Annotated in this window: 25 protein-coding genes; 8 read left to right on the top strand and 17 right to left on the bottom strand. The window is 35.5% G+C overall.

Annotation, left to right across the window (positions count from 1 at the left end; all coding sequences use genetic code 11):
* Window positions 1-183: 183 nt before the first annotated feature.
* Together NYE52_RS18660 and NYE52_RS18665 are read right to left on the bottom strand one after the other, a co-directional pair.
* Window positions 184-1,380, bottom strand: coding sequence for a MalY/PatB family protein (locus tag NYE52_RS18660; RefSeq protein WP_341194436.1), 1,197 nt, complete (start codon window positions 1,378-1,380; stop codon window positions 184-186).
* A 201-nt stretch (window positions 1,381-1,581) separates the two neighbouring features.
* On the bottom strand, window positions 1,582-2,898 hold the full coding sequence (locus tag NYE52_RS18665; RefSeq protein WP_341194437.1) for an ATP-binding protein: 1,317 nt from the start codon (window positions 2,896-2,898) through the stop codon (window positions 1,582-1,584).
* A 137-nt stretch (window positions 2,899-3,035) separates the two neighbouring features.
* On the opposite strand from NYE52_RS18665, the gene NYE52_RS18670 reads away from it, so the two are divergent.
* Both NYE52_RS18670 and NYE52_RS18675 read left to right on the top strand, forming a co-directional pair.
* The gene (locus NYE52_RS18670; protein WP_341194438.1) at window positions 3,036-3,509 is read left to right on the top strand and encodes a hypothetical protein; all 474 of its coding nucleotides are present in this window, start codon (window positions 3,036-3,038) and stop codon (window positions 3,507-3,509) included.
* Between the two features lie 55 nt (window positions 3,510-3,564).
* Window positions 3,565-4,806, top strand: a complete 1,242-nt coding sequence (locus tag NYE52_RS18675) for an MFS transporter (RefSeq protein WP_341194439.1) — start codon at window positions 3,565-3,567, stop codon at window positions 4,804-4,806.
* On the opposite strand, the gene NYE52_RS18680 is transcribed toward NYE52_RS18675, so the two are convergent.
* The 3 genes from NYE52_RS18680 to NYE52_RS18690 all read right to left on the bottom strand — a co-directional run bounded on the left by NYE52_RS18680 (window position 4,803) and on the right by NYE52_RS18690 (window position 6,514).
* On the bottom strand, window positions 4,803-5,093 hold the full coding sequence (locus NYE52_RS18680; protein WP_341194440.1) for a hypothetical protein: 291 nt from the start codon (window positions 5,091-5,093) through the stop codon (window positions 4,803-4,805). The two genes, NYE52_RS18675 and NYE52_RS18680, sit on opposite strands and share 4 nt — an antisense overlap.
* Window positions 5,094-5,335: 242 nt before the next feature.
* Entirely contained in the window at window positions 5,336-6,016 is a 681-nt protein-coding gene (locus tag NYE52_RS18685; RefSeq protein WP_341194441.1) for a YdeI/OmpD-associated family protein, read from the bottom strand.
* A gap of 45 nt (window positions 6,017-6,061) precedes the next feature.
* Window positions 6,062-6,514, bottom strand: coding sequence for a hypothetical protein (locus tag NYE52_RS18690; protein ID WP_341194442.1), 453 nt, complete (start codon window positions 6,512-6,514; stop codon window positions 6,062-6,064).
* A gap of 184 nt (window positions 6,515-6,698) precedes the next feature.
* Between NYE52_RS18690 and NYE52_RS18695 the strand changes: the two genes are divergently transcribed.
* Window positions 6,699-7,421 carry a 3-ketoacyl-ACP reductase gene (locus NYE52_RS18695; RefSeq protein WP_341194443.1) on the top strand — a complete coding sequence of 241 codons (723 nt, stop codon included), beginning with the start codon at window positions 6,699-6,701 and terminating at the stop codon, window positions 7,419-7,421.
* A 110-nt stretch (window positions 7,422-7,531) separates the two neighbouring features.
* Here NYE52_RS18695 and NYE52_RS18700 read toward each other — a convergent pair whose 3' ends face one another.
* Window positions 7,532-8,356 (bottom strand): aldo/keto reductase, encoded by an 825-nt coding sequence (locus NYE52_RS18700; RefSeq protein ID WP_341194444.1) that lies wholly within the window; start codon window positions 8,354-8,356, stop codon window positions 7,532-7,534.
* A gap of 154 nt (window positions 8,357-8,510) precedes the next feature.
* Window positions 8,511-9,125: a nitroreductase family protein gene (locus NYE52_RS18705; RefSeq protein ID WP_341194445.1), complete on the bottom strand. Its 615-nt coding sequence runs from the start codon at window positions 9,123-9,125 to the stop codon at window positions 8,511-8,513.
* Between the two features lie 400 nt (window positions 9,126-9,525).
* Between NYE52_RS18705 and NYE52_RS18710 the strand changes: the two genes are divergently transcribed.
* A complete protein-coding gene (locus NYE52_RS18710) occupies window positions 9,526-10,956 on the top strand; it encodes an alanine/glycine:cation symporter family protein (RefSeq protein WP_341194446.1) in 1,431 nt (476 codons plus the stop codon).
* A 549-nt stretch (window positions 10,957-11,505) separates the two neighbouring features.
* Entirely contained in the window at window positions 11,506-11,637 is a 132-nt protein-coding gene (locus NYE52_RS18715; protein ID WP_272978345.1) for a hypothetical protein, read from the top strand.
* Here the strand turns inward: NYE52_RS18715 and NYE52_RS18720 are convergent.
* The 4 genes from NYE52_RS18720 to NYE52_RS18735 form a co-directional block, all read right to left on the bottom strand.
* Complete coding sequence (locus tag NYE52_RS18720) at window positions 11,634-11,918, bottom strand: hypothetical protein (protein ID WP_341194447.1); 285 nt, start codon at window positions 11,916-11,918, stop codon at window positions 11,634-11,636. The two genes, NYE52_RS18715 and NYE52_RS18720, sit on opposite strands and share 4 nt — an antisense overlap.
* A gap of 68 nt (window positions 11,919-11,986) precedes the next feature.
* Complete coding sequence (locus tag NYE52_RS18725) at window positions 11,987-12,634, bottom strand: FUSC family protein (protein ID WP_341194448.1); 648 nt, start codon at window positions 12,632-12,634, stop codon at window positions 11,987-11,989.
* 114 nt (window positions 12,635-12,748) lie between these two features.
* Entirely contained in the window at window positions 12,749-15,874 is a 3,126-nt protein-coding gene (locus NYE52_RS18730) for an alpha-mannosidase (protein ID WP_341194449.1), read from the bottom strand.
* Window positions 15,875-16,103: 229 nt separating this feature from the next.
* Window positions 16,104-17,453, bottom strand: a complete 1,350-nt coding sequence (locus NYE52_RS18735; RefSeq protein ID WP_341194450.1) for a UDP-glucose dehydrogenase family protein — start codon at window positions 17,451-17,453, stop codon at window positions 16,104-16,106.
* A gap of 218 nt (window positions 17,454-17,671) precedes the next feature.
* On the opposite strand from NYE52_RS18735, the gene NYE52_RS18740 reads away from it, so the two are divergent.
* On the top strand, window positions 17,672-17,941 hold the full coding sequence (locus NYE52_RS18740; protein WP_341194451.1) for a hypothetical protein: 270 nt from the start codon (window positions 17,672-17,674) through the stop codon (window positions 17,939-17,941).
* Between the two features lie 35 nt (window positions 17,942-17,976).
* On the opposite strand, the gene NYE52_RS18745 is transcribed toward NYE52_RS18740, so the two are convergent.
* On the bottom strand, window positions 17,977-19,233 hold the full coding sequence (locus NYE52_RS18745) for a HAMP domain-containing sensor histidine kinase (RefSeq protein WP_341194452.1): 1,257 nt from the start codon (window positions 19,231-19,233) through the stop codon (window positions 17,977-17,979).
* A 238-nt stretch (window positions 19,234-19,471) separates the two neighbouring features.
* Between NYE52_RS18745 and NYE52_RS18750 the strand changes: the two genes are divergently transcribed.
* Entirely contained in the window at window positions 19,472-19,891 is a 420-nt protein-coding gene (locus NYE52_RS18750) for a VOC family protein (RefSeq protein ID WP_341194453.1), read from the top strand.
* Window positions 19,892-19,935: 44 nt separating this feature from the next.
* On the opposite strand, the gene NYE52_RS18755 is transcribed toward NYE52_RS18750, so the two are convergent.
* The 5 genes from NYE52_RS18755 to NYE52_RS18775 form a co-directional block, all read right to left on the bottom strand.
* Window positions 19,936-20,064 carry a hypothetical protein gene (locus NYE52_RS18755; protein ID WP_341194454.1) on the bottom strand — a complete coding sequence of 43 codons (129 nt, stop codon included), beginning with the start codon at window positions 20,062-20,064 and terminating at the stop codon, window positions 19,936-19,938.
* Between the two features lie 86 nt (window positions 20,065-20,150).
* Window positions 20,151-21,002 (bottom strand): HAD family hydrolase, encoded by an 852-nt coding sequence (locus NYE52_RS18760; RefSeq protein ID WP_341194455.1) that lies wholly within the window; start codon window positions 21,000-21,002, stop codon window positions 20,151-20,153.
* 163 nt (window positions 21,003-21,165) lie between these two features.
* Window positions 21,166-21,744, bottom strand: coding sequence for a hypothetical protein (locus NYE52_RS18765; RefSeq protein ID WP_341194456.1), 579 nt, complete (start codon window positions 21,742-21,744; stop codon window positions 21,166-21,168).
* A gap of 625 nt (window positions 21,745-22,369) precedes the next feature.
* On the bottom strand, window positions 22,370-22,924 hold the full coding sequence (locus tag NYE52_RS18770) for a GNAT family N-acetyltransferase (protein ID WP_341195235.1): 555 nt from the start codon (window positions 22,922-22,924) through the stop codon (window positions 22,370-22,372).
* 64 nt (window positions 22,925-22,988) lie between these two features.
* Complete coding sequence (locus NYE52_RS18775; RefSeq protein WP_341194457.1) at window positions 22,989-23,504, bottom strand: VanZ family protein; 516 nt, start codon at window positions 23,502-23,504, stop codon at window positions 22,989-22,991.
* 261 nt (window positions 23,505-23,765) lie between these two features.
* Here NYE52_RS18775 and pepF point away from each other — a divergent pair, with 261 nt between their 5' ends.
* Window positions 23,766-25,574 (top strand): oligoendopeptidase F, encoded by a 1,809-nt coding sequence (pepF, locus tag NYE52_RS18780; RefSeq protein WP_341194458.1) that lies wholly within the window; start codon window positions 23,766-23,768, stop codon window positions 25,572-25,574.
* The last annotated feature ends 54 nt before the right edge of the window (window positions 25,575-25,628 follow it).

Below are 25,628 nucleotides of genomic sequence, written 5' to 3' on the forward strand. Positions count from 1 at the left end.
TTAAATTGCTGCCCACGTTCACATACCCTTAACCTATTGAAGCTAAACATTAAAAATTATACAACATAAAAAAAGATCTGATTGCAGAAAGATACTATTTTTTCATCTAGTATATAGGGGGTTCCCTAGTACACTAAACAAGAAAACAACTTCTGACATCAGATCCTGAGCATGAACGTCACTCTATTTTTTTTCCAAATCAGCAAACTCTCTTGCGATTCTCTCTATCGCTTCTTTAATAATTGGTCTCGGAGATGGGATGCAAATTCGTTGATAAGTAATTCCTTCTTCTCCAAACATGCTGCCATCCTCCAGTAATACATTGGCTCTATGATAAATCCGTTCATGTACTTCTTCGGGGGTAATTCCATATCCTCCAAAATCCATCCACATTATATAGGTTCCTTCTGGAATTGTTACTTTTACTTTTGGCATATGTTCATCTAGATATGCCTTTACCCATTCCATTGTTCCATCAATGTATTCCTTTAATTCCTCCAACCATTCCTCTCCTTCCTTATATACCGCAATAAGTGCGGAAATAGTAAAAGGAGAAGCCAATTGGTGTCCCATTTCTTTATTAAATTTATTGCGTAGCTTTACATTCGGAATAATTAAATTTGTACAGTGAAGTCCTGCCACATTAAAGGTTTTATTGATTGCCGTACATGTAATCAAATGATCACTATTTGCTGCAACCTTAGCAATGGGGGTGAATTTCTGATTACTTCTTATTAAATCACCATGAATTTCGTCTGCGATAATTAACACCTGATGTTTCACACAAATTTCATATAAATGAGTGAGTTCTTCCACTGTAAAAATGCGTCCAGTTGGATTATGGGGATTGCAAAGAATAAATAGCTTCGTTGATTCTTCTTTTGCTTTTTCTTCGAAATCAGCAAAATCTATTGTATAATACCCTTCCTTGTCTTTCAGTAATGCGTTATTTCTTACTACTCTGCCGTTCCCTTCAACCGCTGAGGTGAATGGTGGATAAACAGGGCGTTGAATGATTACCCCATCACCAGGTTCTGTAAACGCACGAACAGCCATATTAATCGCATGAACCGTTCCTGGGCTATAGACAATTGACTCTCTCTCTATTTCCCAATCATGTCTTTTTTTGAACCAATGTTGAATCGCTTCATAATATTCGTCAGGAAAAATAGAATAGCCATATATGCGATTATCAACCGTTCTATGTAATGCATCTACTAAGGCTTGTGGTACAGGCAAATCCATATCTGCTGTAAATAGCGGAATAGTCTCTTCATCATACCGCTCCGTTAATCCCATCTCCTTAATAAGCTTTCCACCGTCCCATTTAACGGAATAAGTATTTCGTCGATTTACCACTTCATCGAAGTTATTTATCACAAACAACCACCATCCTTTTCCTATATTGTAGCCATTATAACATGGGTAACTGTTAAAAGACCTGTCCCTGCCTGCTCATAAACCATTCTTTTTTCAAAATAATGAAAAAAAAATACTATATAGAAAAAAAGAAAAATCCTCTTAACTACATAGTATAACCTCCACCCTAATTAGCGAGGGGGTAACCGTTGATCTATTACATTAATGTAGGGCTGACCCCAGCAAAGTTTCCTGTGTAGCAGCTGGAAAAATGATTGTTGCTTTGGTCCCTTTGTTTACTTTACTTTGAAAACTTAATCTTCCATTATGACTCTCAATAATTTTATAACAGGTCATTAAACCAAGACCTGTCCCTTTTTCCTTTGTCGTATAAAACGGTTCACCAAGTGTAGAAATTCTTTCAGCAGGAATTCCTACACCTTGATCCATAATTTCAATCGAAATATTTCCATCTCCTGAGGATGTTCCCTTAATTGAAATAAAACCACCTTTTGGCATAGCTTCGATTGCATTTTGTAAGAGATTAATAAATACTTGTTTCAATCGCTGTTCTTCACATAAAATCCTCGGCATATCCCAGTCGTACTCTTCATTAATCTGTATATTATGTAAGCTCAATTGTGTATGTATTAACGTAACAACATCTTGAATGATACTGCGAATATCTTTAACTAAGAAAACATCAGCTGTCGGCTTCGCAAGAAAAAGCAATTCTCCTACAATGCTATTAATTCTTTCAATCTCTGACAATACAATCTCAAAATACTTATTTTTGGGATTTTCTGATTTAGCAAGTTGAATAAATCCTTTAATGGCTGTTAAGGGATTTCTAATTTCATGAGCAATCCCTGCAGACATTTCTCCTAGTATTGCTAGCTTTTCTGATTTCTGTAGTAAATTCATTGTTACCTCTTTACTAACCGTAACGTCTTTTCCAATCGATAAAACTGCCTTTTCTCCATTTAAGTTAACCGCTAAACAGGATGCTTCATAGAAAAAAACACTTCCATCCATCCGTTTCATTTTGTATTCGCTATGCGAGAGCGGTTTCTTTTTTTCCTTCGCTATCTTTACTCTCATTTTCCAGCGTTCTATATAATCTGCCGACACAAATTCTCCAAATGACTTGTTGATTAGTTCCCCTCTACTCGATGCTGCCATCATTCTAACAGCCGCATGATTGACATACATTAACTTATTGTCCGAGTCCGATTGTATAAATATAGATTCAGGCAAGGAATCCATAAGGAGACGATAACTTGCTTCACTATCCTTCGCTTTCTTTTCATAGTATTTGGATAGATCATATCTCCAGCCAACAATCCATGCTATTATCGTAAAAAGAAAAAAATCAATGGTAAAAAACGAATCATGATTAATTACAAATTGGTAAGTAGTAAATAATACAGAGATTAGTACTAACGTAATTTGTCCCCGTATTGGTCTATTACAATTCCAAAGTAGCATGGTCATTGCCCCTTCAATATATATTTCCAAAACGTTCGTTGTGATGAACACCTTTTCTCCTATATTAACATGTTTAATCCTTAACTTGAAGCGCAATTCCATGATAGAATAATAGATTACATATTTTATTTATTTCCAATCGTAAAGTATAATTTAATGAAAAGAAACTTTATAAGGGGAGGTAAAAAATGGTAGAGTTTTTCAAAATTATAGCTGAAATAGTCAATATTCTCCATGATATTATTATGGAAGTTGCTGCTATTCTTGGTTGGCAAGCTACAGACAAAGATTTACATTTATGGATTATTGGCATCATTGGAATTGTTTCATTCTTTATTGTCCAATTTATCTTTAAACGCTTAGCAGCCTGGAGCATTAAGAGCATTTCTTTTATCTATACCTTTACACTTATTCTTGTCTTAGTATTTGCAATTGAAATTCAGCAGGGAATTACTGGACGGGGGAATATGGAGTTTGCAGATGCTGTTGCAGGAATTAACGGTTTTCTCCTTTTTTTCGGAGTATATCTAGTACTAGCCTTGTTTTTTAGGGGGCTAAAAAAACTAGTTCTTAAAAGAAAGAGTCACTTAGACAACCATAACATTCCAACAGAAGAAAAGGATGAAAAGCTTCCATCTCGTCAATCCCGTTATCATAAATAATATTTTCATAGATACTTTTAATACTATATTATTAGGAGAAAAAGGAAGGATGCCCATGGATCATTTAAACGCTTCTAGTAAAGAACAGTCCAAGCTTAATTACTATCTTCTTCTTGCTATCATTTTTGGCGGTTTTCTTATTTTCGGACTATCAGAGAACGTTAAAGGACCTGCCATTCCTATCATTCAGGCTGATTTCCTTTTAAGTGAGTCGCAAATAGGATTTTTACTTGCAATCAACTCACTCGGTTATTTAATTGCCTGTACATTTACAGCTGCCCTAGCTAATAAAATTGGCATTAAATGGACAGGTATTGTTGCTTTTGCATCAATGGCTGTCTCTGGAATATGTCTTTATCTCTCTGAAAAATATTTTGCCCTTTCTTCCTCCTATTTCCTTTTATACATTGGAAATGGGATGCTTGAAATTGGTCTAGGCATAATGGCTGCTCGTATTTTCACGAAAAATACTGGCTTTATGATGAATCTTGCACACTTTTTCTATGGTTTAAGTTCTATGGTGGCACCAATTATTGCATCTTGGATGATGAAATGGACAATCGCGGGGGGAGAATTTGGCTGGCGAGGGATGTATTTTATTGTGTTACTATTAGCACTACTGCCTATCATCCCTTCTTTCTTCAGTAAATTTCCAGAGGAAGAAACAAACGACGAAGGGAATGTTTCTTATCGATTTTTACTTCGGGATCCAGTTGCCTGGCTCATTGTGATGATTCTTTCCTTTGGAGTAGTTTCTGAACTAGCTGTTGGAGGCTGGTTAGTTAACTTTTTAATTAAAGCGTATTCATGGAATGTAGAAACAGCTTCCGGAATGTTATCGATGTTTTTCTTATTTTTTATGCTTTCAAGACTATTGCTTGGCCCTTTAACAGATAAAATCGGCTATACCTTGTCCATCATGATTTTTGCTGCTTTCTCAGGTATTTGCAGTTTTGCTGGCATTATCATTGGAGAAAAAGGGGCCATTCTTTTTGCGATTGCAGGAATTGGCATCGCCCCCATTTATCCTACTGTTATGGCATTATTAGCGAAAAGATATCCCAAAGGAACTGGTACAGCCATTACCTTTACGGTTACATTGATGGGAATTGCAAGTGTACTAGGAAATCTGCTTATAGGAGTCATTATAGATGGGATAAATCATCTGTTTAATACGAGTAATGGTGTCATTGGACAGCAAGCAGGATATGGATTTATTGCCTTGCTATCCCTACTTTGCTCCATTTGCTGTGTCATTTTATTCTACTATTTACGGAAAAAGAAGGAGATCATCTAATAGATAGTTGATGCATATTTGATTTTCAGAAAAATAGATTTTATTGTAATGATTGTCATAGCCATTAATAAGAGTACAATGAAGCAACCGATGTAAAAAAGGGAATCTGGAGAATAGCCCCAATAAAAAAAGAAATAAATAGATACACCTATTAGCACTGTAAGAAATAGTTCAAAAACAAAAGCTGTAATCATAAAAAAGAAATAAGGATATATGATCCCTTTATGGTTTACATTAGTCAAAGTCATTCCATCCCAAAAGCGATCTGCTATTCTAGCAATGCGCAATATAGTCCATCTCCTTCAAAAATCAATATATATTAAACTATGATTTCAGCTTTAAAAAGATGACTAATGTTGTATAGGACCAGTCCAACTTCGTGTCATACTCATTACATTCGTCAAAAAAATGGCGTGTTTCAAAAGAAAACACGCCATTTTTTCTAGTAATCACCAAAAATCTATTAATGTTAAACAAATGGAAAATTCGGTAGTGATTTAGGATCAATCACTTCCTTTGAAACTTTAGCTTATTCTCCACTTCTCTGACTTCTTCGATATAGATCCCTAGTTTTATACCCAGACTCTAGAATCATCTTCATCTCTTCTTTCCTCTTTACTCTAGTTTCTTCTTGCTTTGCACTATACACATACCGCGCCCATTCCTTCCGATACCCTGGTGTTAGAGATTGGTAAAAGGCTAATAGCTTTGGAGAATCTGTTAAATCCTTTTCAATATCTGGCATTTTTTCTATGTAATCATCGACACGCTGGCTTGCTTTGGAGGAAACAGTTTTTGCTTTGTTTTTTTCTTCTTCTTTTAAGCCAATTACTGTGAAAACATCATCCAAGCCAACCATTCGAGCAAATTTTATTGTACTTGTACCAACATATCCCTCTGAATTTGTATCTAATCCCTTAAATAGTTCATCTCGGTGAATATAAGTCGAATAAACTTTATTCCCTTTCTTTGGATACGCTAAAAAGATATATCCCTTCTTATTTAAAGAATCGCTTTGAATAATTGCATGGATTGTTTCTCGCATCTCCTCCATATTTAGTACAAATGCAAATACAGCATCATATTTGTTTAGAAGCTCCGTATCATATGCCTCTAACTCTGGAAAATATTCCGTTTCATTTGGTTCATTAAGAATTGCAAGTTTTTTATACTTTTTTAAATTTAATTTATCGACAATTGTTTTTGACATTATTAATCACCTCTTATTCATTTAAAAAACACCATGCTAGACTTATTATATAACACTATCCCAACTTACCTTCAAATGACCAATTGCAAAAACAATAGCTGCTATTCCTAACCAAATAGAATGTCCCCAAATAGCTGTTGTGAAAAAAATACAACAAGGCAGGATTGCTAATGGGATTGGTACAAACAGAAATGACTTAGTCAGAAAGCGATACTCTCGGTCATTTCTTACATACCTTATCCAAAGAAGATAATACAAAAGGAGAAAAAGAAAGGATAGAATCAACCAACTATCTATTACATTTACTGGATTAGTAGTAATAGTTAATAGAAACAGGCAGCCTATTTGTCCTAATCTTTCAAAAAAATTAAAGATCCATGGGGTGCTTTTCGTTTTAATTGGTATATTTTTCGGCGGTACAAAGATAATAAGCAGGATATTGGGTAGAAGAAGTCCAATAGCAAGAACAAAACCGATAGGAGACAAAGAAAACGACATAGATAATTCTCCTTTTAGTGGGAACAATTTGATTTTATTATCCTTTTTTTTCTTCTCCCATACAACGAAAAAAGGAAAGAATCTTTTACGCTAAGCTGCTTTCTTGCTAATGGTTACAGAAAATCATAAAATAAGAAAAGTATATTTGAAGAGAAATCAATATTTTAGAAGGAGTTGCTTATAAATGGCACAAACTTTAAAAGGAAAAGTTGCATTTATCACAGGAGCTGGAAGAGGAATTGGGAAAGCTGTAGCGGTTGCATTAGCAAATGAAGGCGTAAATGTTGGCTTACTTGCTCGTACAGAGGAAGCGTTAAAAGTAGTAGTAACAGAGGTTGAAGCACTTGGAGTTAAAGCTGCTTATGCATCTGTTGACGTATCTTCCTTACAAGAAGTAAATCAAGCAATTGCTTCATTAACAAACGAGCTTGGAAAAGCAGATATTTTAATTAATAATGCTGGTATTGGAAAATTCGAGTCTTTATTAGACATGAATCCTGAAGAATGGAAGAAAATCATTGATGTAAATCTAATGGGTCCATACTATGTAACTCGAGCAGTTTTACCACAATTAATTGAAAAAAATGGTGGAGATATTATCAATATTTCTTCAACAAATGGTTTAAATGGGGCTGCAACATCTAGTGCTTACAGTGCTTCTAAATTTGGTCTAATTGGCATGACAGAATCATTGGCACAAGAGGTACGTAGAAACAATATTCGCGTTACCTCCTTAACACCAAGCACGGTTGCGACAGAGTTAGCTGTTCAAACAGATTTAATTAAAGGCAGTGCAGAGAAGTACATGCAGCCAGAAGATATTGCTGAACTGATTGTTTCACAGCTAAAATTACATCCAAGAATTTATGTAAAAACAGCTACTGTAATAGGAACAAATCCTTTCTAATAGTTAAGAAAAGTACAGGGCACTAAATTAACTTTAGAAAACCTATAAGTTCTTAAAGTAAAAGGGAATAGAATGGCTATTTTTCATAGCCTCTCTATTCCCTTTCTTTATTATCGATTATTCATATCATTCGGATGTGGACCTTTTCGTCTGTCGCGGTTTAGCTCATTAATACGCTTCATTTCTTCATCCGTTAATTCGAAATCAAATACTTGGAAGTTTTCTTCAATACGTGATGGGGTCACTGATTTCGGAATGACAATTGTATTATTTTGCAAATGCCAACGTAACACTATTTGTGCTGGTGTTTTCCCTTTCGTTTCTGCGATTTGTTTAATCACTTCATCTTGTAGGACTTCTCCCCCTTGATCAAGTGGGCTCCAAGCCTCAACAAAAATATCATGCTTTGCACAAAATTCTTTAAGCTCATTTTGCGCAAGGTATGGATGACATTCTACCTGGTTCAAGACAGGCTTCACTTCACATTCCTTTAAAATGCGCTCTAAATGCTCGATTTCAAAGTTACAAACACCAATTGCCTTCACTCTGCCATCTTTATATAATTTTTCTAATGCCTTATATGTATCAACATACTCATCAAATTGTGGAGTTGGCCAGTGAATCAAATAGAGATCAACATAATCAAGTCCTAATCTTTCTAAGCTTTCATCAAATGCTCTTAGCGTATTCTCATAGCCCTGATCACTATTCCAAACCTTTGTTGTGATAAATAAATCTTCACGAGGGATAGATGAATCTTTAATTGCTTTCCCAACGCCTTGTTCATTTCGATATACCATCGCTGTATCAATAGAAGTATAGCCAACTTTAAAGGCATTCGTAACAGCAACAGCCGCTTCCTCATCTGGAACCTGCCATACGCCAAATCCTAGCTGGGGCATCTTTAAGCCATTATTTAATGTAACATAGTCCATCTTTCCACACTCCTCTTTTTGAATTCTATTTTAGTTTAGCGTGCTTAGGAATAAATTACAAAAAGAACGGTTTCTTTTCTATAAAAAAGAGACAATCTTAGATTATCTCTTTTTTATAGAAAAGAGACAATCTTAGATTATCTCTAGCTTTTTCTTAATAAAATTTCGCCACTTTTTCTATTGGTAATCTGCTTGTATGGAAAGCAGGTTCCACTGCTTTTCCGATTGCAATTAGTGTTATAGGAAATTCGTTTTCCGGTAGTTCAAAACGTTTAGCAAACGCTAATTTATCAAAGCCGCCCATCACAACACTATCATACCCGCGTTCTTTTGCTAATAATAAAATCTGCATGGAAATTAAACCTGCATCGTAACTAGCAATTTGTGCTAGTGTATGTTTTGGAAGATTTGGGTATAGGTTTTGTGTATTATTTATTGTTCTATCTGCAATCGACTGGTCCATATATCCAAGAGATACATTTTGTTTATAGATATCCTCTACATTTCTATAAGCCTCTGTATCTCCTAATACAGCAATAATAGCAGAAGAATCTTCAATTTGTACCTGATTGTTCCCAATTGCTCGTAACTCTTTTTTGATTTCTTGATCTTGGATAACAATAAATCTCCAAGATTGCAGATTACTTGAAGATGGTGCACTTGTTGCTACCTCTAAGATTTCTTCTAATTCCTGCTTATCTATTTTGTAAGTAGGATCATACACTCTAACTGATTTACGACTCTTCATAACTTGTTCTAATTGTGACATAATTTTTCCTCCAGCTATCTAGTTCGTTATATACAACAACTAACTTACCATTAGTAAGTGTATGTTGTCAAAGGGGACGATTTGATTTTTTCCAATGATACATAAGTCCCATAACTAAAAATTTTATTAACAAAATAATTTTTCATGCATACAGATAAAATTAAGCTCTACACTGTCCATAAAAGAAGTCATTTCCTGCTTATTTCTCGTTCAATCCAAAATAATTTTTTAAATAATTTAATAATTCAGCAAATCTAATCAAAGTCAATACTGATAAGGGATAGAGAAGGTTACAAAAATATCCAAACGAGTTTTTCAACAGTGATAGCGACCAATTTTATTTGACAGGAGCAACATTTTTCGAGATAATCAAAACCATAAAATTTTTGGGAGGGGTTGCGTGAATATTATTGAAAAGTTAATCGCAAGTGGAAATACGGTACTTTGGGGGTATGTGTTGATAGCCGTTTTACTTGGGCTTGGGATATACTTCACCATTGGATCAAAATTTGCACAAATCAGGTATGTAAAAGAAATGTTTCGTTTATTGAGAGTGAAAGAGAAGCCACCTGAACACACAGAGAAAAAACAAATTTCTTCTCTACAAGCATTTTTCGTAGGGGCAGGTACTCGAATTGGTACAGGCAATCTTGCAGGAGTAGCCATTGCCTTAGCAATTGGAGGACCTGGAGCAGTATTTTGGATGTGGATGGTAGCTATTCTCGGCAGTGCAAGTTCATTTGTGGAAAATACTTTGGCACAAATTTATAAAGCAAAAGACAATGGCCGTTTCAAAGGTGGTCCTGCCTACTATATGAAAAAGCAGCTGAATAAAAAGTGGATGAGTGCCCTTTTCGCTGTCATGATGATTCTTTCATATGGTACTACCTTTAATGCAGTACAGAGTAATACGATTGCTGTTGCATTAGAAAACTCATTTGGCCTTAGTCCCATTATCGCTGGAATTGCCTTGGTCATTCTTACTAGTTTAGTTGTTTTTGGCGGTATTAAACGTATTGCTGATATTTCATCTCTTATCGTTCCCTTTATGGCCTTAGGCTATATTCTCCTTGCAGTCTTTGTAGTAATCACCAATATTACAGAGATTCCTCATGTTTTAGCATTAATTTTTAAAAGCGCCTTCGGTATGGAACAAGTAGTTGGCGGTGGAATTGCTGCAGCTATTATGAATGGAGTTAAAAGAGGTCTCTTCTCCAATGGAGCTGGGATTGGAGGAGATCCAATTGCGGCCGCAACTGCATCTGTTTCTCACCCAGCCAAACAAGGGTTTATCCAAGCTCTAGGTGTATTCTTTGATACTTTACTCGTTTGTTCTGCAACTGCCTTTATTATCCTAACTTCTGATGCATATGGATCAGGCTTAACAGGCATTGAATTATCACAAGCAGCGATGGCAGAGCACTTTGGCACATGGGGTGGATTATTCTTAGGTATTGCCATATTCCTATTCGCCTTCACTTCCATCATCGGATGCTACTACTACGGCGAAGCAAACTTACCGTTTATTAGTAAAAGTAAAACATTCCTAAACTTTTATCGAGTATTAGCACTTGGAATGGTAATGTTTGGTGCAGTAGCTAATTTGCAAATCGTTTGGGATTTAGCAGACTTTACGATGGCAATAATGGCACTTGTTAACTTAGTTGCGATTGCAATTCTTGGACCTATTGCCTTTAAAGCACTAGACCATTATATGAAACAGCGAAAGCTAGGGAAAGAACCTGTTTTCTACCGAAACGATATTAAAGGGCTCAAAGGAGTCGAAGCTTGGCCGTTAAGGAAGAAAGAGTCGATTAAAGAAGTTGTATAGTAAGGGTTTAATTGATTTGTGGTGAAGCTAGGATTAGGCTGGGCTGTGGAAATTGGCAGCCTGGCTTTTTTTTGGATAGCGTGTATTTGGGGTTTGGATTATATATTCGTTTTTTGGACCATATCCGCTCTGCTCTGGATCATATATTCGTTTTTCGGACCATATCCACTCTGCTTTGGATCATATATTCGTTTTTTGGACCATATCCACTGTTTTGGATCATATATTCGTTTTTTGGACCATATCCGCTCTGCTTCGGATCATATATTCGTTTTTCGGACCATATCCGCTCTGCTTTGGATCATATATTCGTTTTTTGGACCATATCCGCTCTGCTCTGGACTATATTTCTATTTTCCCACCATCTCCGCCTTCCGTTTCAAATCATATCTTCATACCCCAACAAAACTCTGTTCTAAAAGCATCCTGACTTAAACTAATTTATACAAAACCTCCTGCGACTGAAAAGAAACTGCACCTAATATGAATAATTCTTCTCCGCTACACATAATTTTTACTATTATCATAATTCTGTAAGGAGAAGCTTTTATGAAACAAAACGATAAATGGAATGAAATTCAAAACCTATTAAAACAATGCCATTCAGATTTAAAGACAATCGAGAAAAATATAATCACTTTAGAAAAGGTTCTGGAAATTTCAAAGAAAAATATACATTAACCCCTTTTCGTGGTTACCTCTACAAGTTTTTTCATTTCTACATATATTGCACCTCTGTAGCATTGGATTTCTAATGGAAATGGATTTTGAAGAATAAATGCTTTATCTTTTGTCATTCCTTCTTCTTTCGTTGTCTCGATATAGTGGGTACGAAATACTTTTTCCATTCTATCTAATTGTATTGTTAGCTGCTGCTTTTCGGGTAGTGATATCGTTCCTGCTTTATGCCAGTCTTTTAAAATAGCGATTATATTCGTTAAATAGGTATAGGCTTCTTTCATATCCTCTACTCTTTTTGTATCCGAATAGATTGTTTTTTTATAGTTTCTTCTATTATATATAGTGTACTTTATATTTTTTTTGCTGATTGAAGATTCTGCTGCGTAGTCTCTATTGCTTGAAGCAGATTCTTTTTTAATCCATCTATTTCCCCAGCTTTTTCTTTTCCTAAATCTGATTCTATCCAAGCTGCAATATGAAGAAATAAATCAGAGTATTTTTCTGTAAGCGTTTCGTAATTTCTTACTACCTTTTTCAGAGAATTCGGTGGAAAAATAAATAATTGTAAGATGATAGCGATTATCGATCCGATTAACGTGCCTGTCATCCGATCCAATCCATAATCACTAGCATTTTTTTCTAAGGCAAAGACTAATAAAATGGATAACGCAACTTGATGGAGAATTACTGCATTTAATTTGAATAGCACGGCAATCCCTGTTCCCACGAGAAGTAATATTCCTAGCACCCAGCTAGTCATTGGAACGTATTGTATGATAAAAGTTGTCATAAGCACACCAATGATGGTTCCCACTACTCTGCGGAAAGAAAATTGGACAGACTGATTTAGTGATGGCTGTAAGCATAAAATAAGCGATAGCGGTGCTAAATAAGAATGGCTTAAGCCTAGAAGCTTTGATACTTGGTAAGCGATGGCAGATCCGATAGCTATTTTTATGACTAAGATTGCCTGTTCATTCCATTTATTTGTGGTCATACTAGGTCCTCACTATAACTGATTTTTACTACTATAGTATAAGCTTCCTCCTATTAAAACATGCAAAAGGCAGACTTTAAGTTGTTATAACCCTTTAAAGTCTGCCTAGAGAATTTAAATTTCCACTAAAAATGTTTTAATTTCATATGGCTTTAGTTCAAATGTAAGCTTTGAATTTTGCTGTTTATCACCAGTTGGTTGCTCCATAAGATTGCATTCTTGCCAAGATTGAATGAGTGCATCTGATGTTAGTTCCACCTTGCCTCTTTTCCCCATAAATTCATGGATACGAACAATGATTTTATCCTCATCCTCCGCTTTTTTGACAGCATCAATCATACAATGATTGGAGGATATTTGGAGTAAAGAAAAATCTTTTAATTTTAACTTTCCCTCCAGAGCTTTTAACGGCTGATTCAAATACCATGCTTCTTGAACCGTTCCACCGTCTCTCCAGTCACCTTCATGTGGCAAGAGAGAATAAGTAAAAGTATGAGTTCCTTGGTCTTGTAAATAATCTGGATATGTTCCAGATTTAATTAAGGAAAGACGCATCGTAGAATCCTTAATGTCATAGCCATATTTACAATCATTTAAAAGACTAATTCCATATCCATGCTCAGATAGGTCTGCCCATTGATGTCCAACTGTTTCGAACTTTGCATAATCCCAGCTTGTATTCCAATGAGTTGGTCTTTGCACATTTCCAAATTGAATATCGTAGGTTGCTTGAGTAGTTCGAATCTCTACAGGAAAGGCAACTTTTAAAAGCTGATGTTGCTCATGCCAATCAACCTCTGTCTTAAAGTCAATTCTCGGGCTATCTGAATAAAGAATAAGCTCCTGCACTATTTTAGAATGATGATACGTCCATGCAAACCGTACTACTGCACGTAAGGAGTTATTTTCTACAACTTCAATATTTTCAAGGGCTGAAATCTCTTGATGTTTTTCTTGATAGAAAATATCGATATCCCAAGCTTCCCATCTTAATGGTTTATCTTCAAAAACTTGAAGCACATTACCCGCTTGCTTTTCTTTCAGAATCTCTCTTTTTGCTTTTTTATCAAAAATACGGCTTAATTGTCCTTTTTCATTCCAGCTAATTTTATAAAAAGGTGTTTCAATCCCAGATTCATTCATGACAAAGGAGGATTGCTTATCCTGTTCTCCATTATTAGCTGATATAAAGGAGAGATTAGCTAATCCATGGGATGAAAGGTCTTCCATTTGTACAAGCCATTTCCCATTCACTTTTTCAGCTTGCAGTACTTTTTCCTTTTCCGATACCCATTGTCCCTCTTCTAAGCCGTGCTTAACTGGAACTTCTACAATTCCAGAACGTGTCCAAGAGGAATCATTAATCACTGTATATTGGAAGGCATTCTTATCTACTAAGCTGTTTGAAACTTTACCTCGGACTTCATATGCCAGTGCTTCTGCTGCTTCATATTCTAGAACGCTATCCTCATATACTTCCCGAATGGATGAGCCAGGAATGATATCATGGAATTGATTTCGTAATAAAATCGTCCAACCTTTATGAAGCTCTTCCTGCGGATATAAAGACCAATCCTCTACAAACACACTTGCTAATACACTAAGCAGCTCTGTTTCCCGATACAACAATTCCTTTTTTCGATTACTTCTCTTATTATACGCTTGGCTTGTATAGGTTCCCCGATGAAACTCTAAATAGAGCTCTCCATCCCATGTATGGACATACTCTTCTGTGCTATTCACTTTTTCATGAAGGTCGTCAAAATAGTCGCCTGCCTTTGTTGATTTTACAGCAGGGAGACCAGGAATTCGGTCAAATCGTCTACGCATTTCCAGCATATCTCGGTTTACCCCACCACCACCATCTCCATAGCCATACGATAGGAGTAAATCTTGTGTTATATTTTTATCTTTATAGTTGTCCCAGGCACCTTGAATAACATCTGCCTGCATTTCTCCATTATAATCATAAGCCCAGCCTCTACTATTTGGATAAGGAGTCGTTACAAAATGAGTCAAAATTTCCGTTCCATCAATACCTCGCCATTGAAACGTATCATGTGGCATCCGATTATACTGATTCCAGCTAATCTTTGTCGTCATAAAAGTCTCAATACCTGATTTTTTTAGAATCTGCGGCAATGACCAACTATAGCCAAAGACATCTGGCAACCATAAATACTTGCTCATCACACCAAACTCTTCTTTTAAAAACCTTGTTCCGTGTAATAATTGTCGGACAAAGGATTCTCCTGATGGCAAGTTACAATCAGGCTCGAGCCACATCCCGCCTTCTGGCTCCCATCTTCCTTCTGCGACTCTTTCCTTCAATTGGGCATAAATTTCTGGATAATCCTCTTTGATATACGCGTATAGCTGTGGCTGTGATTGCATAAATAAATATTCTGGATATTTCTCCATTAAGCGTAGAACTGTTGAAAATGAACGCGCTGCTTTTTCTCTGGTATGTTTCAATCTCCATAGCCATGCCACATCAATATGTGTGTGACCAATTGCATGAATCGTAACAGCAGTATGTTTATCCATTTTTTCTAATGAAGTATTCAAGTGATTATTTGCTTTGCTAATAGATTCATAGAATAGGTCAGAACCTGGCTCCGTCCAGTCTATTTCATAAAAAGCTCTATTCAAAGCAGTAAGAAGTGTTTGATATTCTGGTCGATTTTCGTCTAATATATGTATCGTTTGAATCATAGCTTTTGCAGTGTAATATAAATCATCTGTAGCTGCATCAAGCCAACCTATCTTTGCTGTCTTTATCTTGTGCTCTTGAATACGTGGTACTCCACCGCCTTCTAAACCAGACCATAATCGAAAAAACAAGCTGACCTTTGTTCCACAATGCATTTCTTTAAAAAAGACTTCCCGATGATTAGCATCTACCCCTTGATACGTTTCCTGATTCACATATAATAACGATTCAAATCCAGAATTTGTTCCACCATCGGTTATGCCAAAATCAAAATATCCTAGCACCTGTTTATCATTCCAGATAGCAGGAATCGCTACTTCTGTCTTTAACCAAGCATACTGATCCCGTCCTGACCAATTGTCGCCAACATTAATGGTTGTCCATTCCCCATTTTCTGGTGGTCTCGCACCAATTTCTCCTTCTTCGTCTAATTGCATATAAAAGGATTCTAAGAAAATAGAATCTCGATAACGATATGTTTCTAGTTCCTTGATTCTTGCATCTATTTTTTTCGCTGTCCAGAACATGAAACAACCCCCTTGTAAGATAATTTTAAAAATTTAGACTACCTACATTATCTTATAATAAAAGAGAGAGTCAACGTCAAATTTAAGAAAATGAAAAAATGGGAGGAAGTGTCATAAAGAAATTATTTTCACAGTTTCTTTCACCCTAATTGTAAACACTTAATCTATCTATAGCTGGTGCTCACATCCTGTTTAAATATGATACTATTATTTATACCTATTCAACTAACTAGGAAACTAAGAAGCCATCCCCATCTCTTCCTCCAACCTTCATCACCTTAACTTCTGGCCGACCAATGGAGAAATAATTAATGCTTGCCTTTCTTGCCTCCTCTAATGGAAAACAATTACGCCCATCATAAACAAACGGTGCTTTCATTTTCTCCTTAAAGAGGGTTAAATCAATCGCCTTGATTTCATCCCATTCGGTAAAAATGAAACAAATATCTGCTTCCTCTAGTGTCTTCTCCGGTGTTTTTTCGTATACAACCTCATTAGGGAAGAGCTTTTTAAAATTTTCTGTCCCTACCGGATCAAATACATGTACCCTTGCTCCTTCATTTAATAATAACCGCACATTTGGGATGGATGGGGCTTCTCGTAGATCATCTGTCCCAGGCTTAAAAGTAAGCCCTAAAATAGCGATTTTCAGCCCATGGAAGGAGGAAAATTCATTTCGTGCTTTTGAAATCAGTTTAAATTTTTGCTTCTCATTTACCTCTATCGCAGCCTTTACCGTACGTAAAACATAGCCTTCCTCTTCCGCAAGCCAATGTAAGGCTTTCGTATCCTTTGGAAAACAAGAACCACCATAACCAATACCGGGATTTAAAAACTTTTTCCCAATTCGCCCATCATAGCTCATTCCACTTGTAACATCCTCAATATTCGCACCAACTGCCTCACATAAATTAGCAATATCATTGACGAAAGAAATCTTTAACGCAAGGAAATCATTCGATGCATATTTAACCATTTCAGCACTGCGACGATTCATGGATAAAATAGGTTGCTGAAATGGCTCATAAATAGAAGTCAATATCTCCTTCGCCCTCTCACTCTCTACTCCAATTACAATCCTGGAGGCATGTAAGGTATCTTTAATCGCGCTTCCCTGGGCAAGAAATTCTGGATTAGATGCAACCTCAACAGCAACTTCATTTTTTAAATGATTTTTTATATAGGTTTCCACACGGTCATTTGTCCCAACAGGAACCGTTGATTTAATAACAATTAAACAATCACGAGTAACATTTTCAGCAATTTGCTTAGCAACTTGAAATACATAATTTAAATTAGCAGACCCATCTTCATTCTCTGGTGTTCCTACTCCGATGAAAATAACATCTGATTGGGCATATGCCTGTGCATACTCTGTCGTAAATGCCAATTTCCCTGCATTCGCATTTTTTTCAATTAATACATCTAATTCCGGTTCATAAATCGGTGATATCCCTAAGTTTAAAAGAACAATTTTCTCTTGGGACTGATCTACGCATGTAACCTGGTGACCAACTTCTGCTAAACAAACACCTGTTACTAACCCAACATATCCTGTACCTGCCACTGTGATATTCATTCTAACAATCTCCTTATGTAAAAGATTAGAGACCAAACTTGCTCTATATTAAACAATAGAAGCGCAATTCTAATCGTAATATCTATAGTATATAACTTTACTATTCATTCACTGTTAATCTTTTTTATATTTTTGGTAAATAAATGTAAATTTTTATCTATCATCAGAAGGAAAGTATGTTAAAATACATCTAATTTAAAGGGTTTGGAGGGATTCTATTGGTTAGTATCTTAATTTTTATATCCTTCTTCATTTCCGCTATCCTATCTATTCTTACTTTTACAAAAACAAAAAATAAATGGGTAGCATTATTGGTTGCATTTTGTTGGAATTCAGTCTTTTTAGTGGGATCTACATGGATTTATTATTTTGTTAATGAAGAAGCTAAATTATTTGGGTTAGGGCATAATTCTGTCTTTGTGCTGCCATTATTAATTCCTATTATTTCTTGGATTAACTATTTTATCATTGAACTAGTCAGAAAATAAAAATGTCGATTCTTTAGAAGAACCGACATTTTTTATCAAACAATCGCTTTTACTAATGCAATTCTAAACGTTGTACCATGCCCTTTCTTACTGACAACAGATATTTCTCCCTTCATATCTCTAATAATCCGATATACCAAGGTTAAGCCTATACCTGTTCCTTTATCTTTCGTGGAATAATATGGGGTTCCTAGTTGTTTCACCTGTTTGCTTGTCATTCCTATTCCATTATCTTCAATTTCAATATAAATTTTTTCTCCTAAAGCATATGCACGGACAGATAAGATACCATATCCATTCATGGCTTCTACACTATTTTTCATCATATTAATCATCGCCTGCTTAAACTCATTCCTTTTCCCTTTACAATAAAGATTATTAGGGACGACCGCATCGATTATAATATTATGATTATTTGTATAAGAAGTCATTACATCTATAACGCCTCTTAGTTCGGCTGTAATATCCAAATGAGCTTCCTCTTCTTTTGATACCGGTTTGGCCATTGATAAATAATCACTAATGATCGTTTCTGTACGTTCTAACTCTTCTAAGGATATTTCTATGTATTTTCTTTGTTTTTCCGATAAATTGTTGTCCCCACGTATAAGTTGCAGAAATCCTTTTACAGATGTCATTGGATTTCTTACCTCATGTGCAACAGATGCAGCCAATTGACTTACTGCATTTAATCGTTCTGCCATTTGAATCTTTTTCTGATTAAGGATTTTCTCTTCATTATAATGGACCATGCTGATTACGATAAATAATGCTGCCCAAGTAGTAAACGTATAAACCAATACAAAAGGAAGCTGAGTTACTTGATCTGTTATGATAACATATAGTACTCGCGTAAAAGCGCATAGCCAATAAACGCCCATTATGATGTTCCATTTCTTTTTAAATGTAAGAGTTACTAATTTATTTTTTAAAATCAGGATAATAGCAGCTGCAATCGTGTAATTTAGAAGATTTATGTAAAAGGCGTTCCCTATCAAAAAAAATTTATACCCAATCAAAATTACGGTTAAAAGGATACTCGTGCTTAATCCCCCATAGACAAATGCTAAAAGAATGGGAACCACTTTAAGATCGTAAAAAAAATTCTCCTCCATCTTAATTGGATGCACCATCGTGAAGACAAGCATTATAAAAAGAATAAACGAAAAATTAGAAAATAATTTCTTCCGTTGCGAAATTTCTTCTTTACTAACTAAAAGATACCAAACGATTGGTAAGATAATTACTAATAAATGATAAGATAATTGTTCGATAGTAGGAAAAGCTAACAATTGTCGTAACCAGCCCTTCTAAGTAGTTTTAGCTACTTACTTATTCGAGCTTTTCTGCTAAACTCCTTTTAAAATACCAAGCTAATCCTCGACAAATTCCGAGTATACTTATTTTCCCAGAAAAAAACATCTATTCAGGAGGAAAATTGTATAATAGAACAAAGATATTTATTCGGTTTACATAGATAGAAATTCCTTCAAAATAAATATCACAAAACATGAAGGGAGACAAAAAGATATGTTTAGAATTGGAAGTATTTTCATTCCGGTTACGGACTTAGAGAAAGCAAGCAAATGGTATGAAAAAAAGCTTGGCGTAAAGAAAATTGATAACTGGGAAGATGGGGCAGGATTTTGTTTTCCAAGTAGTTCCACTCAACTGGCATTAATTCATGTTGATACATGGCAAGCTACAGAATTTATACGAAAAGATAAAGCAAAAAACCCCTACTTTAATTTTATGGTCGATCATATTGGAGAGGCTTATGAGTATTTGAATAATAACGGAGTGAAAACGACAGAAATAAAGGAATTTGGTGGGATGAAATACTTTGATTTTTTTGATTTAGATGGAAATCCATTTAGCGTCGTGGATGAACCAATCGATTCACCTTTTCACACTGCAAATGTTCAAAAATTGCAAAAGAAAACTTTTTAACCAGTTTCTAGAAAGAAAGCCAGCTTTTATGAAGCTGGCTTTGCTTAATCTTCTGTTTTATCACTTTGATCTTTATTCCGTTTATTTCCTTTACTGTTATCACCGCTCACACTAGATTGATTTCCCTTTGGTGAGTTTTGATTCTTACTGCCATTATTAAATTTCTTCGTCATTTATTTCCACTCCTTTCTGTTTCCCTCTAAATAGGTTTACCAGATGGAGCTATGAATAATATGGTAAAAAACAACAAATTAATTCGTTACTTGAATCTAGATGTAAGGAAATGACAAACTCCATCTTCATCACACGTTAACTCTGTTATTTCTGCTGCTATTTCTTTAATATGGTCTGGTGCATTTTGCATGGCAACTGGCATAGAAACAAATTGAAGCATTTGGATGTCATTATCACTATCTCCAATTCCCATTGTCTCTTCTGCTGAAAGATTAAATTTCTCTAGCATTTGCTTAATGCCAGTGGCTTTATTTACATTTGCAACCATTACTTCTACATTATGGCTAGATGAGGTTGATGCAGTAAAATCTACTTTTGTTCTTAATTCCTCCAGTACTTGTTTCCATTGATTAATATGCTCTTTTGTACGGGCAAAGAAATAAAACTTCGAAAATTCTCTTCCCTCTATTGTTTCCTTCCAGGCAATTTTTCCATTGATCGCTTCTTTTCGAGAAAGCCATTCATTGATCCCAACACTTTCTGGCTTCGGTTCCCTGATTTCATGCATAACATACTCCTTATCTTGATTTAATGTCATGCGAGAAGCTCCATATGGAAAAAGCTCATAATATACTTTATTCTCTCTTGCCTTTTCAATAATTGTTTCAACTAATTCTAAAGATAGCGTATGCTGAAAAATAGGATCTTTCCCTATATATCCAGCCATGCCGTTAGATGTAACATATCCATCCACTTCAAACCCTTCTGGTACGACAGACGTGATTTCGTCAAAGGATCTTCCTGTTGCTATAAAAACGAAGAAGCCCTCCTTTCGTAAATCATCAATAATCTCTTTCGTCTTCAGACTTACCTGATTCTGATGATTTAAAATTGTTCCATCCATATCTAGAAAAATAGCCTTAGGCTTTTGTAACAAAATAAATCCCCCTTTAATAAATCTCACTCGCAAGTATACACCTCGTTACATTTTTGCTCAAATACATCGATCGAGCTGGAAAAAGTCTATTGCTTTTAAAAACTATTTCTAGGCTCTAGAAATTTTGCTAAAAAAATAAGCATGTGCTTTAACACATGCTTATTTATTGCACTTCTTCATCCTTATTAATAATCCTGAATTTCAACAGTAACCTAGTAAACCAGAATGATACAAACACAATCACTAAATCCAAAAGGAATAAATGAAAAGCAGTCACCCCTCTATGAAAGGTTACTAACCCAATTGCCTTTTCAATATTAGCACAAATAAAAGTATATACAGCACTTAATAGAATCGTTAGTATATAGAAGTTTTTCTTTTTATTTGTGGCATATTGATACACTAGCATAAATCCTACTGGGAGAAAGGAGCCTGTGATATTTAATGCATTGGGAAGCATTGGAGTAAGAAAATGTGTATGTGTTAAAAAACCGCCTCTACTAAGAGCAAGATCTATGTAAGCCCAAAGTAAATGGACAGTGTAACCAAAAAATAATATTTCAAATAATCTTTTCCTGTCCACTGTAAAAAACAGAATGATCAAAGGTAAAATTAATGAAACTAGAATGACCCAAAATTGCCATGTAGTAAAATCAGAAAATTTATCCCAATAAGAAGTATATAAAGAATGCATAATCCCATTCTGCTCAGAAATTTTGTCCCAAAATTCTTTGTAATCCACTTCATTCATCTCCTACTTAAAGTTTCCATTATAGAAGGCAGTTGATAAACATCTTCAATAATTAAGCTAAAAATATTTATTTCACTAACCAACAAATTATAATGTTCTGCTATAAATAGTTTGTACAATAAATTGGTAATTACTCATTAAAAATGGCAAAGCTTCCATTTTGTCTATTGGATTTGCTAAATTGCTTGCAGTTTTTATTTCTGACAAAAACAAAATGACCAAGTGTTTAGTACACTTGGCTTTTCAGGAATAAAGCTTTCCACTAGAGCTCAGATTTAAGCTTTTTTATATATGGAGGAATTACATTTTCATGGCTGCAATTGTGGCAATAGTATTGCTTTACCATGTCATCACATAAGTACGTTTTTAGCACAAACGCTGGAATACGTTGAGGCAATCCACAATGCTGGCAGAAAAATACGTACTCAACCTTTTTCTTCATGGACCTCACTCCATTCATTCAGTTACCACGCTTACTTGATTCCATTGCTGCTCATACCTTTAAATAATTTGCCCTTTTCATTACTTATTTGCTTCCATTATACTCCTAAAATGAATGCAGCACATGATTAATAGTACATAATTTTATGCAACTTTCATCTATATTAGGACACTATTATTTGATTTTCGTCCCATTCTCTTGAGATTCCCATTCTTCTCTTAAAATCCCCATCCGAATAGAATCATAATATACACCGTTATAGTAACGGCATTTTCTCATTCGTCCTTCCATCGTCATACCGAGCTTTTCTCCAACCTTTATCATTCGCTCATTACCTGACCACGTTGTGTATCCTACGCGAACTAATGGCATTTTTGTAAACAAATGATCAATCCAAAGCTTTATTACTCTCGTTCCATATCCACCGCTCCAATAATTTGGATCATAAATGACAATCCCCATCTCTAACCAATGGGATGGCTCATGTTCCCAATAATAACCGACCGTTCCAATCAGTTCTTCTTCTACAACAATTGCCCAGTAATCGTCTTTTTCTAGGTAGCGTTCCTTTTTTGACAAGAACTCTTCGTAACCTATCGCTTTATGCGCATAATACGGCGCATCCCATTTCTTCCATTCTGGTGCTTCCTCTTTGAATGCCAGCGTCCAGAGACGATAGAGATCTTCCTCTTTAATTGGTCTTAATGTCAATTCTTTCTCTTGATACAACAGCATCAACTCCCCTCTTAAATGGGACTCATGGGGACGGTTCTACTGATTCCCTTTGAGGGAATCAGTAGAACCGTCCCTTTGCTCCCTTCCAAAGAACTGTCCCTATGTATCCAACAAGTAAACCTAGTAATACTCCGATTCCATCAATAATAATTGCGTCTTGCCAATGGCCAGTTCTCCCTGGTACAAAGCTTTGGTGCCATTCGTCAGATAGAGCATAGAGAAGTGCTAGGGCACCGCTTAATACGTATACCCATCTTCGTCTCAAGTTTGTATGGATAAGTGTTACAAAAAGAAGAAGGCTTAATAGACAATAGCCGATAACGTGTCCGGCTTTGCGGAATAAGAATTCTATAAATCCATAGGGATCTGCATCGGAAGAAACAAGCTGTCCATCGTATTCAAAACTAATAGATGGTAAAGGGACATTAGAAAGATCCACCTTATCTCGCAAGAATGGCTTAATATCTTGTTCCTGATATGGCATATGCGAGAAAATAAAGATAACGAGCATGGCAGCTGCACAAATAAAAAATAATAGATAAAATCTTTTTTTACGGGAAAATTTCAAGAACAATTTACATTCATTCCTTTTTATTTAATCCATTTTCAGCAATGTATTTTATTAAAAAATTGTAAAATTTAGTGAAATGGTAAGATGTATTTACCATTATACAATTATTTCAATAATAAAGCGTAGCTTTTTCACCTTCATTCTCAATTTAATAACTATCCAATAATTAAATAAACAAAATATTCCCACTTTTTATATATTTATTGTATAATCAAACTAATCGTTTCGTACAACGAAATAATTTACTAGATAAGGAGAATGAAAATGAATAAAGAGATGGAAAAAACGCTTTACCGTTCAGAAGTTCCATTGGAGCATACTTGGGACCTACGCGATTTATTTGAAACAGAAGAAGAATGGAAAGAAGAGATAGCATCTATTGAAAAGGATATTCCTACGGTTACTCAATTTAAAGGGCAGTTTCATCAGAATGCCTCCATTTTATTGGCATGCTTGAAAGCAAGAGATGCACTAAGTGAAAGACTATCGAGAGCCATCACATACGCCAATCTAAATCAATCTACAGATGGATCGAATCCTGTTTACCAAGAAAACGATGCTATTGTTTCTTCCCTTTATGCAAAAGTAGGTTCCAATCTTTCCTTTATTGATTCTGAAATCCTTACGCTATCAAACGATAAAATAAATACATACATGCAAGATGTAGAAGAATTACAGGTATTCTCCAAAACACTAAATGACTTAATGGAAGCAAAACCTCATATGTTAACACCAGAAACAGAAGAAGTATTAGCAGCCTTTGGTGAAATCCATGGTTCTCCTTACATGATTTATCAAAGAAGTAAAACATCGGATATGGAATTTTCTGCTTTTGTTACAGATAACGGGACTGAATATCCTTTAACATTCAATTCCTTTGAGAAGTACGAAGAGTCCTCTGATAAAGAGCTTAGAAGAAAAGCATACGATGCTTTTACCGAAGGACTAAATCGATATAAAAATACGTATGCAGCTACCTATGGAACAGAGGTAAAAAAACAAGTAATCGAATCTCGTCTTCGTAAATTCGAATCTGTAACCGATATGCTTTTACAAGAACAACAAGTAACAAAAGAAATGTACCATAATCAACTGGACACCATTCTCACGGAATTAGCGCCACATATGCAGAGATATGCCAAGTTAAAAGAACGAGTTTTAGGTTTAGAGAAAATCCATTATTGTGATTTAAAGGCACCACTTGATACAACCTATGACCCTGAAATAACGTATGAAGAAGCGTCCAAGCTTATTCTAGAAGCACTTGATGTCATGGGTCCGGAGTATATGGAGATAATGGAAAAAGGCTTAAAGGACCGTTGGGTAGACTTAGCTGATAACCATGGAAAACGTTCAGGTGCATTCTGCTCTAGCCCGTATGGAGCCCATCCATATATTTTAATGACATGGCATAATTCCATGCGAAATACATTTACACTAGCCCATGAACTTGGACATGCAGGACATTTCGCTCTAGCGGGAAGAAATCAAATCATCTCTAATACTCGACCATCTCGTTACTTTGTCGAGGCACCATCTACTATGAATGAAATGCTCTTGAGCAAGCATATAATTAAAAAATCTACTAATGCGCAAATAAGAAGATGGGTAATCCTTCAATCTTTAGGAACGTATTATCATAATTTTGTTACCCATATTTTAGAAGGTGCATTACAAAGAAGGATTTATGATTTGGCAGAGCAAGGAACTCCAATCACAGCTAAAGTTTTGTATGAGCAAAACATCGAGGTCTTACAATCATTCTGGGGAGATAGTGTAGAAATAGACGAAGGTGCTGGGCTAACATGGATGCGCCAACCACATTATTATATGGGACTTTATCCATATACATACTCCGCGGGACTAACAGCATCCACTGCTGTCTCTCAAATGATTGAAGAGGAAGGACAGCCTGCAGTGGATCGATGGCTAACCGTTCTAAAAGCTGGCGGCACATTAAAACCATTTGATCTAATGAAACTAGCAAATGTCGATATGTCCACACCAGAGCCAATCCAAAAAGCAGTAGCTTATGTTGGAAGTTTAATAGATGAACTAGAAGCTAGTTATTGAGTAAAAGCTGTTTTCAATAGAAATAATTTATTCAGGCTACAGGTTAATAACAAC

It is taken from the genome of Niallia sp. FSL W8-0635, assembly GCF_038007965.1.
In the GTDB taxonomy this organism is placed as follows: Bacteria; Bacillota; Bacilli; order Bacillales; family Cytobacillaceae; genus Niallia.